This window comes from Pedobacter sp. MR22-3 (assembly GCF_026240075.1).
Taxonomy (GTDB): Bacteria; Bacteroidota; Bacteroidia; order Sphingobacteriales; family Sphingobacteriaceae; genus Pedobacter.
In genome coordinates, this window is sequence record NZ_JAPIVF010000003.1 from 336197 (window position 1) to 349004 (window position 12808).

A 12808-nucleotide genomic window follows, 5' to 3' on the forward strand; every position below is an offset into this window, starting at 1 on the left:
ATGCCATATACATTTAGAAAATACAGTGGCTATAATGCCAACGAAATTAAATGCTGGTCGCCAACAGGATTGATCAGAGTAGATAATTTCGAAATAAGCGATACACAGTCTAAACGCGGTGCATCCAAAATCGGAACCTCAATTCCATCGCCCATGGCCAGGATGGAACTTTTTGATACGGCCTTTCAAATGGTTTCATCAGATAGCCAAAGGAATGGGCTGGATGGCTCTTCTGTGTATCATCAATTGGTTTCCGATTGTTTGGACATGATTCAATTACTATTCAATACCAATTCATCTGATATTGGCACAGGCAAAAAAATATGGTTTAAAGAATGGCGGGTGCAGGAAAGCCTGAACCGCTTAAAAAGTAAACCTGCAGATCATCCTCACCAGCTATTAGGTAAAGCCTTTTCATTGATATTTGATGCGCAAGCTACTTCTTCGGGCTTTTCAGGAATGGAAAGCATTTACCTCATTTATTACGAAAACAGGCTAATGGGTGGAACTTCTCCGCTAACCTTGTTTTTTACTTCACCCAACTGGGATCGTTACATCGCCGATAAACAAATTGCCAATGTACCAAAGGGGAGTGATGGCGTTCCATTTTTTGGAGATAAACACCGTGCACTTTTTGAACGCGACCGTTCTTTCGTAGAATACCTTTATCAATTACTATTGAGTAATCCGACAGGATTTGCTCATTGTGCAGGTCTCAGACAATACATTAACAAAACCGTTGAACGTTATTTTCCTGATTTTACACATCAATTTGCAGATTGGGGACCAAATGGAACAAAAAAGCTGGGAGATGAATATTCTCCATTTAAAACCGAAATCGGGTCCAAACTGCTCAAAGTAAATGAGATTTTTTTCTACCACCAGAGTGAGGAAGTAAAACGCAGAAAAATTAAAAATGTAAGTGATTTCGTGATCCAGGCTTCTAATCAGAAATATGCCCTGCAACATGATAAAGATGGAAATCAGATCCGCGTAGAAGCACCACTGGTATTGGTAGAAGGCATGAACTTTCCTGGCGATTACATGGAAGAGCGTGCCGCCTGGGATGCAACCACCAGAATCAATTATTTCCTGCAGCAACATACCCCGCTATTTGAACGCAGATTGCCGCAAGGTGATTCACTTACGGTGACTTATCCATTCTTAACCACTGGTGATTTTCTGGAGGATTATTTAATGGAAATGCCTTTTAAGATTAACCGGAATAAGTTTTTTACTGGCGTTGGGGGCGATTTTAAATTCCTGCTGCCGGTTAAAAAGGAATATTTTAATTTCTTCGATTTTGAAGATTTGAAACGTAACCTGGAGATCAATGCCAGCCCGGGCCAGGTAGTGGTTACCTTAAAAGTGCCGATAAAAAATAAAAAAGGTGTACGGGAAATTACGTTTACCAAAACCTATTCAGGAAATCAGATCAAAATGTGCAAGGCTGATATCGGGATTTTTCCTTTTTACAAGATCAGCGAAAAAGATCCGGCCTATCACTACCTGAACGACTTTACCATACTGCTGGCAGAAAAAAATGATGAACTTCAACTCGAATCCTTAAATTTCTACAACTATGATCATCTGGTATATGCCGATAATAGTCAGCCAGAGCACCTAAGAGCCACTGTAGTTGAACGCACAACCGCTGCGGATATAGATGGAGCGGCATTAACAGAATCGAGATTTTATAAGTTAAAAGAATCTTTTGATTATATGGAACTTCGCTACCAGGATAATGGACTTGAAGTCTCGGGGATCGTCATTCCAAACTTTGAAGGAAGAGTATTTAATAAGCTGAACCTAAATAAAGCCATCACTTTCGCCATTGATTTTGGTACCTCCAATACCCACATCGCTTTCAAGGAAAAGAGTTCACCATTCCCATTACCTTTTGAAATTGATGAGGCCGATCAACAAATGGTCATGCTTAATGAGCCTTTGGCATCGGCAGATTTAGGGACCAGGTACGATCACTTTGGGCAACTTGCTGCACTCCAACTAACCGTGAATAGAGAGTTCATGCCAAGGGTGATCAAATCAAAAGGGCATTCAACCGTTTCTTTCCCTTTTAAAACAGCCACTTGTGAAGTTTCTACATTCAATAATATGGATAAACAAGCTGCTGTGCTTTTTGGCCACATCAATATCGGATTTAATATTGAAAGGGAAGAGAATACAAACAATAGTGCCGTATATACCACCAATTTAAAGTGGCTTCTGGAAAACAACCTTGAGGTAAGTAAAATTATAGCCAATAAAGCCAGGGTAAGTCTGTTTTTAAAGCAACTTATGCTACATATCCGAACAAAAGCCATTCTAAATTTCTGCAAACCCGAACAACTTGATGTGCTTTGGTCTATTCCATCTTCAATGGACAGGAAAACCCGTACCGAACTTACTAAAATTATAAAAGAAGCATACCTATCTGTATTTCCAAATGCTGACCAGAAAAAGATTAATGCGATAGATGAGCCCATTAAGGAATCGGTAGCACCATACTTCTTCCTAACTAAAAATGGGAGTGGCATTCAGGACGGAGCAAATGTAGTGAACGTAGATATTGGTGGGGGCACAACAGATATCATGATGTTTATGGAATCTACCGCTAAACGATACGATAAGTATTTAGCCAGCTCTTTTCGCTTTGCCGGAAACGACATTTGGGGGAGTGGCTACAAAGGAAACCTTAAGGACAATGGGTTTATCCGCAATTATCAAATCTTCCAAAAAGAAAACAATATTGAAACCAAGGATAATAAATATCTGCTGAATGCGCAGAGAGATAACAATTTAAGTTCTGATGATCTGATTAGCCTACTTTTCAGGTACGATAAAAGCTTTGGTTTTAGCGAATCCATCACCAATGGTAATCCGAATTTATCTATTGTGTTGTATTTACATTATAGTGCCATTATCTACCACATTTGCCAGATCATTGAAACTAAAAAATATCCTTTACCTCAGTATTTATCGTTCACGGGTAAAGGTAGTCAATACCTTAAATTACTCTGTAATGGAAGTGAGAAAGAACTTAACAATTTCACCAAATTGCTATTTGAAGCTTACAGCAGCCAGAGCATACCGTCTTTATTTCAGGTTCATGTAAACGAAGACCCTAAGGTAATTACAGCCAATGGTACGATCGAATACTTTGGTGCTGATCTTCAGGATCAGTTTGTAGAAATTCCCAGAGATGCAGATTTTTCTGCAGCAGAAGCTTATCCGCGTAAAAAATACCAGGAATTTGTACTGACCGGAGATTTGCAAACGGGCCATGCAGATACCATGACTACAACCATCAGTGATACCCTTGAATTGGATAATATGGTCAACATTGGTGTGTTGAAAAATGTAAATGAATTTGTAGAACGTACGCTTGCCAATAAAAAGATTGTAGACTTTCTGAGCGATTTCAAGATTACAAATGCCAAAACAGTTTATAATGAACTGAAATGGAATGGCGGTGTATTTGATGGGGAAGGATTAGTGTATGACAGCTATAGAAAAGTGCTGAAAGACCTGCACAAGCTGGATCATGAGCAGCCGCTTCCTGAATCGCTGTTCTTCTATGCATTTAAAGATACCCTTTACCGTTTGTCTAAATCGATCACGCAATCCAATCCATCTTAACTTATGTGTAAAAAAATAGTACTACTTGCAGGCTTTTTCTTGATGTTAGTATATCAGTTACAGGCACTCACACTTACTGAGCGTACAACCGATGCAGAAACCCTCTCTACCAATAGCTCATGGTTTTATAGCACAAATATGCGCTATGGAGCGTTGGCTGTAATCGTTCTTCTACTCATCATTATGCTATTCAAAAACAATAATAATCAAAAAAAAAGCGGCAAACTTTCAAAAGATTTGAAGCGCATCAGGGAAGAAAGAAATCAGCTTAGACATGAAATTGAAAATCTGAGAAATGAGCTAAAAGAAAGCAATTCTTTGAGAGCGGAAGACAAATTTGAAATTGATAAGTTAAAAGAAGAAATGAGCTTAGCCTTATCAAAACAAACTGAAGAAGAAGTTGCCGGCAACACCTTTATTTGGGATAAGCCAGAAGCACCTCAAAAAATCCAGGAAACCTTTTATAGCCGTTATGCAGATCTGGCAGATGGTTTTTCTGCTTCAGAATTATTAACCAGGGAAGGTAATGATACCATTTTCGAGATTACCATTCTTTCACCCAATAAGGCCACTTTTAAAGTAAGTGCCAATCCGGCAGCACAAAAATATGCATTAAGCAATGCTGATTATTTTCTCGAACCAACCTGCCATTATGATACACTGCCCTCTGGCAACATCATTAATGAATCACCGGGTTTATTAACCTTATCTGGCGGAAAGTGGGAAATTAAGGAACAGGCAAGAATTTCATTCAGATAAGTTAAAATGGAAGAACTTAGCGCATTTAAAAAGACCATCAGAAACCTGTTGGTTGAAAAAATCGGCATCCTGACTGATTCTGATCAAAGCCATTTAAAAAAACAGGCACAAACACTTGGTTTAGATAACCGTCAGTTTGGTGCGTTGTTACAGGAAATTCATTTGAGCATCAACTGGGATGCTTTAAGGGATGAACGGCAGGGAAAGGACCGGGTAGTAAGACCTATCCATATTTTTGGAATAGAAGTAAGGAGCCTGGAAAAGCTTGGTGAAGTGCTCTATAAAAACCGGGTTAAAGCCCTGAAATACCTGGAAGATGCCGTGTTTCTGAAAGAAAATGTAACCTACCTTAGTCATCAGAACGTTGATTTGGCCATGGAAATGATGGAACTCCATGGCAGCGAGCAGAATAGCGAAAAACGTTTTCTTAAAATATGTTACCAGTTAAATGCGAACCTTCCATTTCAAGTAGGAGAGGAGTCTTTCTCTACCGTGAAAGAACTTCTGGATCGTGGTTGGGTAGGTCAAGACTTTTTTAGTGAGATTTACAATAAATTTGCTGCCGGGCACCTGCAAATCTGGATCCATCGTTGTTTTATTGATCTCATTAATATATTACCTGCAGGCGAATCATTTCGTGATTTTCTTTATTTTGTATATACAATTGATCCGGATTATCCTTTCTATGTAGAAAACGAGCTCTTCTTACAGCCAGGAGATTTAGTAACAAGAGCAAGAAGAGATGCTAACTTTTGGTTACCACTATTGGCTACTTTTGATCATAGGTTATTGTCCATCTGGCTCGAAAGAAGAGGGATGGGTGAAATCATTTCAAAGTTTAAAAAGTACGCTACAGAACTTCGGGCAGCGGAAAAAAAGAGTGAAGAGCTTTCCCGGAATCTGGTGCAAAAACTATTGGAAGCATTGGCACCAGACATGGAAATTCCGGATTTATCAGTTGCTGCAGAAGAACTCTCATTTCTTAATATTCAGAACAAACCACTTTTTCACCCAATTGTAGTTCGCCTGAACAATAAAGGATTTGTACGTGCAACAGTGGGCTTTGATCGGGATGTTCCCGGAGTCTGGATTTCTCCTAAAAATTTAACTTTATCTGATCTGGGAGGAAAGGAGTCTGTTACCTTTCATTTAAATGTAGATCCTTCTAAGCTAATCAAAGATCACTTATATACAATTTCGCTTCAAATTCAAACCGATTACCAATCCATCCATATTCCGCTTGCTATTAAAACCGTATTCCCGATGCGGGCATTTATGCTTTGCCTGTTAAGATACGGTGGCTTAGGAACAATTTTTTTATGCATCATCAGGTTACTAATTTCCTGGGCTTATAGCGGAAATGGCTGGCTTAAGCCACAGCTGGTTTGGAATAACATCAGTGCGCAGGTTCCCTCCAATCACCTGGTTTACATCTTAATATTTATCATAGCCATTTTGGTTCCGTTACTCGCATGGCCGAGAATTAAAAAAATAGAGCAAATATGAAACCCCCAATGAGACCATTTATCGTACCCGAAAGTAAAAAAGACAAACATGCATGGAAATATATAATCGCAGGTATGCTCTTACTTATTTTCCATAATTTTTTCGGTGCGGTAGCTTATAATGCCTTTGTATTGATCGATCATGCTTTTAGTCTGTTAGGTGCAAATTCTCCGGTATTTATATGGAGCTTTTTCGGATTGCTGATTGGCGCTGTGTTTGGAACGGTAGTGGCTACAAAAAAGTTCAAGCTTGATAAAAAGATTAGTCTTTTTGCAGGCATTCCTTTAACGCTTTTAATTCTTGGACTTTTACTTGCATCCGGACCCTATGGACAGGTGAGCCCCAGACCAGAGGACCTTTCAGCTAAAGAAGAAAATAACAATCAGCTGGTAGATTCAAGTCAGTTGAGTGCTGATGCTAAAACTCAGACTCAACCAAAAAAACGATCACAGCCGCTTAACAAGAAAGTTCTGCCGAAAGCGCAGCAAAATCTTCCAAAGCGTAATAGCTGTGAAGAAAAACTAACAGGGGTTAGTGTTACGGTCAGATCAGATAGTGTGAGGCTTTTCTTCCGTACCACCCAGGAAAACGGTGGTGAATGGAGCCGTTGGGAATCTATATTTATTCCACAACCTGGCCAATATGCCCTCTCCGGATCAGGCGGCAAGGTCATGGCTAATGGAATCCAATATTATTATGAGGCTAAGTCAGTAGCCACAAGATCATCCAGCGATCCTTTTAGCAGATCGCTTTGCAATGGGCCACTTACCATTGATACTTACTAATTGGCTTTAAATAAAAATGAAAAAATAATAAACAATAATACATGTCTAAATACATTCCGCTCACCTTTTTTTTAGTTTTATTTGCCGGTACACTAAAACCAATGGAAACCAAAGGGCACGCTATATGCTGATAAAAATATCCATATTGAAATAGAATACCTGCTATCTCCTGATGGCTGTACGGCACAGCACGATTCATCTTATTTCAGGTACAGGATAACCCGGATCAAACCCACAAAGGATTATTATATCAATTGGAGATTTGACTTTTTTAACTGTGAGCATGAGTTAAAAACGCAGATTAACAGCCTTCATATCCTCAAAAAAACCAAAGCAGGCATTATTACGCCAAAAGAAAATGCTTTTACGTTTAAGAAAATGTCTAATTATTTTAATGATGTAAGGGTATCTGATGATTTACCGGACATCGGATCATACCAACCTAAGGCAGCATTCTCTATGGAGCCCATCTCGATTAATGGAAAAAAGGATATTCAAAGTGGAGACTCCACCGTTTTAACTTTAAAAGGAGGATACCTGGAGGCGGGGGCAAGTTGGATGTGGTATGAGGGAGCATGTGATGGAACGTTATTAGGAAAAGGTACAAGCCTTAAGCTCTCACCTGATCGAATGACTACTATATTTGTTCGTGCATCAACGCCTGAATCAAGCTCCTGTATTTCAACGGAGATCAGGGTGAAACAAGGAAGCCTGGCAGCAAAAGCCATTTTAGGGAGAAGCATCATATGCGAAGGCGAGCAAAATATTACATTGAGCGTAAGTGGCGGCAAGCTGTTTGGCCAGGCCAAATGGATTTGGTATGCAGGAAGTTGCACCGGAAATAAAATTGGTGAAGGACCATCCATCAATGTTTCGCCGGAAAGAACAACCACTTATTTTGTCCGTGCCAAAAATGGCAATGATCAAAGCATTTGTCAGTCTTTTCAAATTGTGGTTAATAATAAATCTAACATTCCTAATGGTATAGAAGGTACTCAAAGCATTGGATATGGTTCTGAAAGTGTTTTAAAAATTGTAGGTGGCTACTTGGCGCCCGGTGCGCAATGGGTTTGGTACAAAGGCAACAAACCAGCATTACAACAAGTAGGTACTGGAGCAATATTTTCAACCGGATCATTATATGCAAACGAGGTTTTCTATGTAAGGGCCGAAGGAGATTGCAATAACACAGAATTTATTTCCCGCACCATCTCTGTTACCAAAAAGCCTTATCAAGACCCAGTTAATAGATCTGAGAAAACAAGTTTTATTGTGAATGGAGGAGTTGTTTTTACGGAACCCTCTAATGTAGGGAAAACAGATAACTATAAAATCACCATTGGTAGCGGAGGCCGGATAGGCTGGTTTGCAAGCGTAAAGCTAAGCAGTAAAGTTAATACAGCTGCAGCATTTCAAACCAATGATGTCAACTTAACAGATTATAATGTGGCCGGTTATTATAGCTACAATGGAGAAGTCATTAATAAAAGATCGGCCTATACGGCGGGTATCTTTTTAGGTGGAAATAAGGTTTCAGCTTACCTAGGCGGTGGATATGGCATGCGAACATTGCTATGGGGCATCAATCAATATCAATATGGCGATAATGGTTCTTATGCCAAAAGCTACGCATCACATACAGGCAAAAGTTATAAGGGAGCAGAATTAGAGCTTGGACTCATGCTTCGTTTAGGTTTTTTTAATCTGATGGGCGGAGCAAGTAGTTTACAGTTTAAGTATACTGATTTTAATATCGGGGTTGGATTTAATCTTTAAATAATGAAAATACAAAATATAATCTATGTTACCACCCTCGCTATTGGTTTATTAACGGGCTGTGAAAAAGGAATGGTTGAACCGCTCGGGAAAAGTAGTATGATCACTGTTGCTAAACCAATTGCATCATCTGTTACACAGGTAAGTGTCATGATCAATACAAATATTAAGGGCGGTCAAAATGGTGAGGTGATCGAAAAGGGAATCTGCTGGGGAACGATTATTAATCCAACTACTTCATCAACAAAACGTAGTACTGGTGGCGGAACGGGATCAATATCTGAAACAATTACCGAGCTAATGCCTGGAACAAATTATTATTTAAGGGCTTATTTTCAAACCGGTTACGAGATTGTTTATAGCGAAAATATCCAGTTTAAAACTATTAATTATCAATTGGCGACAGTTGTAACCAATAGCGTTGGTAATGTTACGCTAATTGGGGCGCTAGGAAGTGGGAATGTAATCTCAGCTGGCGGAGGATTTGTGAGTACCCGTGGTTTATGCTGGAGTACCAGTACTTCTCCAACCACATCAAATAATAAAATAGCTTCTGGAAGTGGAACAGGTACATTTACCGGAGACATTTACGCACTTAATCCAGGCACAACCTATTATGTCAGGGCATATGCCACCAACCAAGCTGGAACGGCTTATGGCGAGCAAATTATTTTCATCACCACCACTCCAGTAAAACTGGCTACAGTAAGTGTGGTATCCATAAATATGATAGGTAAAAATACTGCAAGTATTTCTGCATCAGTAACTGCAGATGGCGGAGGTACAATTACATCAAAAGGTTTATGCTATTCGGCAAGTACATCTGTGCCTACAGTTTCAAATGCGAATTATACCAATAACGGTTCCGGAATAGGTGCTGCGGGTAGTACGCTTACCGGATTAACTAGCAGCACAACTTACTACGTTCGCGCTTATGCTGTAAATTCAGCTGGCACATCCTATGGGGCAGTTACGTCATTCAGAACAACTTTGTAAAAGCAATTAGGTTTATGCATTTAGCTAAAGTTACCAACGCTATTGAGCCATCTGCCTGTAGCGTTGGTAACGTTAAACATATTGAATTGGTAACTGATCATTAAGGAATTAACCTCGCTTCACGAAGTCTGTCAAAAAGTTCATAAAAAGTTTCTTCTGTATCCTGAAATACGTTGAACCCTAATTTTCTGCTTTTCGACATATTGGTCATCACTTCAATTGGCCTGCCAAGGTCTAGATCGGTATGCCATGCACTTGCCAATCTGTTTAATAAAGCTTCTTTAAGTCCGTATTTTTGAGCAATTTCCTGCCATTTTTCCCTATCATTGGCCATTTCTTTCTCTAACGGGTGGATCTCGCCATTAAATCCGATGGCCTCTACACCAAAATAATCGGCTATTTTGTTCCATAGTCTGCTCCATCGAAAAACATCTCCATTCACGATATTAAATGCTTCATTCTGAGCAGCCTCGGTAGTTGATGCCCAGATTAATTGCTCCGCCAATATGCGGGCATCCGTCACATCCGATAAGCCGTTCCATTGTGCCGCCGAACCTGGCCAGGTAAATTTACGTCCTGTTTCTCTGCAGATACTGGCATAAACGGCCAGGGTTGTACCCATATTCATGGCATTTCCAACAGCTTGCCCAATGACAGTATGTGGCCTGTGTATACTCCAGGTAAAGCCATCTCTTTCCGCTGCCGCATAAACCTCATCTTCCTGGGCATAATAAAAATTCTCTATAGCTAACCTCGGATGCTCTTCACGCAAAGGCGTTTCAGGTAAAAAACCTTCCGCAGCATAGGCTTCAAACGGACCTAAATAATGTTTTAAACCGGTAACCAATGCTACATGCTTTACCGATTTTTTTTCAGTCAAAACATCCAGAATGTTGCGCACCATTAATCCATTCACCCGAATATTCTCGGCTTCTGTTTCATTTCGCATCCAGGTGGTGATGTAAACGTGAGTCGGGCTGATATCAGCTAATGCTAATCGCAGACTATCAATCTCCAGTAGGTTTGCTGCAACAGGTTTCAGGTTTTTAATTTCATTGTTCGGGTTACGGGCCAATCCATAAGTTTCCCAGCCTTTTGAAAGAAGTTTTTCGGCCAGGTTGCTTCCTGTTATGCCACTTGCACCTACTACCAAAGCTATATTTTCCATAATTTTTTGTTTAAATTTTATTGACCGATCTATTTTGCAAGGTCTTATTTTGTGCTCTACAAATTTAGATCAATGTGGCCAGAACGATGATGACCTGTATCAAAAAACACCCTTGATTTGGATCAAATCTATTTTCAGTATGATCTTAGCATATTGTTGAGCGTTTAAAATTATCTTTGTCATTCTTCAACATCATCACCTATGTTCAATATACTCTTTAACCATATTCAGGAAAAAGTTTCGCTCACAGAAGCGGATAGATTGGCTATATCTCGTTTTTTTACTCCTAAAAAACTAAGAAAACGCCAATATCATTTACAGGAAGGTGAAGTTTGTAAATACCTGGCGTTTGTGGTGAAAGGTTTGTTAAGAACCTATAATGTTGATGGGAAGGGAAACGAACATATGAATGTTTTTGGTTGGGAAGGCTGGTGGATCTCTGATTTTAACAGCTTTTTATCAGAAGAACCAGCCCTATTTAATATTGATGCCATTGAAGATTGCGAATTGCTTTTAATCTCGAAAGCAGATTACGAGGCAGTGACATTAGCAGTACCTGTAATGGACAGGTATTTCAGAATTCTTTACCAAAACAGCATCGTTACGAAAGAGCGCCGTCTGATGAGTTCCGTAACGCACACGGCCGAAGAAAAATATCTGGAACTGATGGAATCAAATTCAAAAATTGCAGAACGCCTTTCTCAAAACCTGATTGCTTCTTACCTGGGGATTGCACCTGAAACACTCAGCCGGATTAAAAAGAACCTGGCTTTAAGAAAGTAATTTTCAAGCTGAATGACCGGCCAGGCAGATTGAGCGGCTTGATGGCCTTCCATATGTAATTTTTAATTAAATAAATCTTATTTATACCGGCAAAATTATATTAAATGGCTATGATTACTTATAGGAACTATCATGAGCAGCTTTGCGCTGCTCAAAATCTATCATATCTCCATCTTGCGGAAGTTCATTGGTATGAATCTGGTCAGGTCGTTTTCCGGCTGAACTTAATTGATATCGGCTGATTAAATAGGGTATACCTTCTCCGACAAGAAGATGAGCAGAGGTGGTAACCTCAAAGTGCAGGTGCGGTTCACGGGCATCTCCTGAAGCGCCGATGTTAGCCAACATTTGTCCCTTACGGACTTAATCACCTGTTTTGATGCGTAAACTTTTGGGCTGGAGGTGCATGTAATGTGCATATTGTCCAATTACCCAAATCAATTACAATGGTATTTCCTGCAAGCCCGTCAAAAGTTAAGGGAACAGCGGGATGAAACGCGGCACCATGCCCCGGAATATTATCCGGAAGGCCATCTTTTGCATTTACAATACGACCATCCGCAACGGCAAATACGGGTTCACCATAGCAAAAATAGGCATGCACATCTCTTGAATCGCCTGCAAAAGAAACACCATTCCGGAATTTTTTCCAATCGATGGCATAACGGCGGGAATTGATTGCCAGCCCGCCCAAAATAAGGTTTCCACGACGGTGGTGATTGGATTCATGATTTCCGGGGCCATCTACTGCCGTCCAGCTACTGCCCTGCAAGGGAGGGCCTAAAACCTGTAAATGCGACTGGTGGGTTGAAATTATGGCACCCTCCAGCGAATCAGTCGTGGTTATTACCCGGTGTGCCAAACTTTCGGGAAAGGGGTGCTTTAAATCTGTAATGACTTCTATGTATATAACTGCGGTCTGACCACTGCAAGCATAAGTTTATCATAAACCGTAGCGCCTAATGGCTTAACCATTGGATGCAATTGTGCCGTATCAAAGGTTATGATCGGCTTGGCTTTGCTGGCTTTGGGGTCAATGAGTGCTATCTGATGCAATTTTAAAGGGGTTGAACTGAAGTTTGTCAGGTATAGTTCGTAAATCAAATGGTTGTACGATCCGCTTCGAAAAGCAGTTGGGGCAAAAGGTAAGCGCATCTCCAGCTGTATCGGAAAAGAAAATGGCCTGGCCGGAGGGCTTAGTTCTGCTGTAGCTAAGGTTTGAGCTTTAATTTTATCCCAATACACCGTTGTTAAAAGCATTAATGCGAAGAAAAAAAAATTACGGTTTAGCATAATCATGATTTGAAATATTATACTATGACCTCATCTTTTGATAAGAGGTTACAACATCCGCTTTTTTTATAATTCAGTCATAAGAGGTTTAGGGCAAGCGCTA

At 40.0% G+C, this 12808-nt stretch carries 11 protein-coding genes; 7 read left to right on the top strand and 4 right to left on the bottom strand.

Annotated elements, in window-relative coordinates; all coding sequences use genetic code 11:
* The 6 genes from OQ267_RS08405 to OQ267_RS08430 all read left to right on the top strand — a co-directional run bounded on the left by OQ267_RS08405 (nt 1) and on the right by OQ267_RS08430 (nt 9461).
* Nucleotides 1-3639, top strand: coding sequence for a hypothetical protein (locus OQ267_RS08405; RefSeq protein WP_265835542.1), 3639 nt, complete (start codon nt 1-3; stop codon nt 3637-3639).
* Between the two features lie 3 nt (nt 3640-3642).
* Entirely contained in the window at nt 3643-4398 is a 756-nt protein-coding gene (locus OQ267_RS08410) for a hypothetical protein (RefSeq protein WP_265835543.1), read from the top strand.
* A gap of 6 nt (nt 4399-4404) precedes the next feature.
* Nucleotides 4405-5904 carry a hypothetical protein gene (locus OQ267_RS08415; protein WP_265835544.1) on the top strand — a complete coding sequence of 500 codons (1500 nt, stop codon included), beginning with the start codon at nt 4405-4407 and terminating at the stop codon, nt 5902-5904.
* An 8-nt stretch (nt 5905-5912) separates the two neighbouring features.
* Nucleotides 5913-6689, top strand: a complete 777-nt coding sequence (locus tag OQ267_RS08420; protein ID WP_265835545.1) for a hypothetical protein — start codon at nt 5913-5915, stop codon at nt 6687-6689.
* Between the two features lie 378 nt (nt 6690-7067).
* Nucleotides 7068-8465: an immunoglobulin domain-containing protein gene (locus OQ267_RS08425; protein ID WP_265835546.1), complete on the top strand. Its 1398-nt coding sequence runs from the start codon at nt 7068-7070 to the stop codon at nt 8463-8465.
* A gap of 3 nt (nt 8466-8468) precedes the next feature.
* The gene (locus tag OQ267_RS08430; protein ID WP_265835547.1) at nt 8469-9461 is read left to right on the top strand and encodes a hypothetical protein; all 993 of its coding nucleotides are present in this window, start codon (nt 8469-8471) and stop codon (nt 9459-9461) included.
* Between the two features lie 100 nt (nt 9462-9561).
* On the opposite strand, the gene OQ267_RS08435 is transcribed toward OQ267_RS08430, so the two are convergent.
* Nucleotides 9562-10629, bottom strand: a complete 1068-nt coding sequence (locus tag OQ267_RS08435) for an SDR family oxidoreductase (RefSeq protein WP_265835548.1) — start codon at nt 10627-10629, stop codon at nt 9562-9564.
* A gap of 201 nt (nt 10630-10830) precedes the next feature.
* Between OQ267_RS08435 and OQ267_RS08440 the strand changes: the two genes are divergently transcribed.
* Entirely contained in the window at nt 10831-11412 is a 582-nt protein-coding gene (locus tag OQ267_RS08440; protein WP_265835550.1) for a Crp/Fnr family transcriptional regulator, read from the top strand.
* A 114-nt stretch (nt 11413-11526) separates the two neighbouring features.
* Here OQ267_RS08440 and OQ267_RS08445 read toward each other — a convergent pair whose 3' ends face one another.
* From OQ267_RS08445 to OQ267_RS08455, 3 genes are read right to left on the bottom strand one after another with little or no spacing between them, the layout of a single operon-like run.
* The gene (locus tag OQ267_RS08445; protein WP_265835551.1) at nt 11527-11760 is read right to left on the bottom strand and encodes a hypothetical protein; all 234 of its coding nucleotides are present in this window, start codon (nt 11758-11760) and stop codon (nt 11527-11529) included.
* Nucleotides 11761-11779: 19 nt separating this feature from the next.
* Nucleotides 11780-12274, bottom strand: coding sequence for a hypothetical protein (locus OQ267_RS08450; protein WP_265835552.1), 495 nt, complete (start codon nt 12272-12274; stop codon nt 11780-11782).
* Between the two features lie 38 nt (nt 12275-12312).
* Nucleotides 12313-12705: a hypothetical protein gene (locus OQ267_RS08455; RefSeq protein WP_265835553.1), complete on the bottom strand. Its 393-nt coding sequence runs from the start codon at nt 12703-12705 to the stop codon at nt 12313-12315.
* Nucleotides 12706-12808 lie beyond the last annotated feature (103 nt).

Bases quoted from the DNA above. Each gene is read 5' to 3' on its own strand.
- OQ267_RS08405 (WP_265835542.1), top strand. From the start codon at position 1: ATGCCATATACATTTAGAAAATACAGTGGCTATAATGCCAACGAAATT.
- OQ267_RS08410 (WP_265835543.1), top strand. From the start codon at position 3,643: ATGTGTAAAAAAATAGTACTACTTGCAGGCTTTTTCTTGATGTTAGTA.
- OQ267_RS08415 (WP_265835544.1), top strand. From the start codon at position 4,405: ATGGAAGAACTTAGCGCATTTAAAAAGACCATCAGAAACCTGTTGGTT.
- OQ267_RS08420 (WP_265835545.1), top strand. From the start codon at position 5,913: ATGAGACCATTTATCGTACCCGAAAGTAAAAAAGACAAACATGCATGG.
- OQ267_RS08425 (WP_265835546.1), top strand. From the start codon at position 7,068: ATGTCTAATTATTTTAATGATGTAAGGGTATCTGATGATTTACCGGAC.
- OQ267_RS08430 (WP_265835547.1), top strand. From the start codon at position 8,469: ATGAAAATACAAAATATAATCTATGTTACCACCCTCGCTATTGGTTTA.
- OQ267_RS08435 (WP_265835548.1), bottom strand. From the start codon at position 10,629: ATGGAAAATATAGCTTTGGTAGTAGGTGCAAGTGGCATAACAGGAAGC.
- OQ267_RS08440 (WP_265835550.1), top strand. From the start codon at position 10,831: ATGTTCAATATACTCTTTAACCATATTCAGGAAAAAGTTTCGCTCACA.
- OQ267_RS08445 (WP_265835551.1), bottom strand. From the start codon at position 11,760: ATGTTGGCTAACATCGGCGCTTCAGGAGATGCCCGTGAACCGCACCTG.
- OQ267_RS08455 (WP_265835553.1), bottom strand. From the start codon at position 12,705: ATGCTAAACCGTAATTTTTTTTTCTTCGCATTAATGCTTTTAACAACG.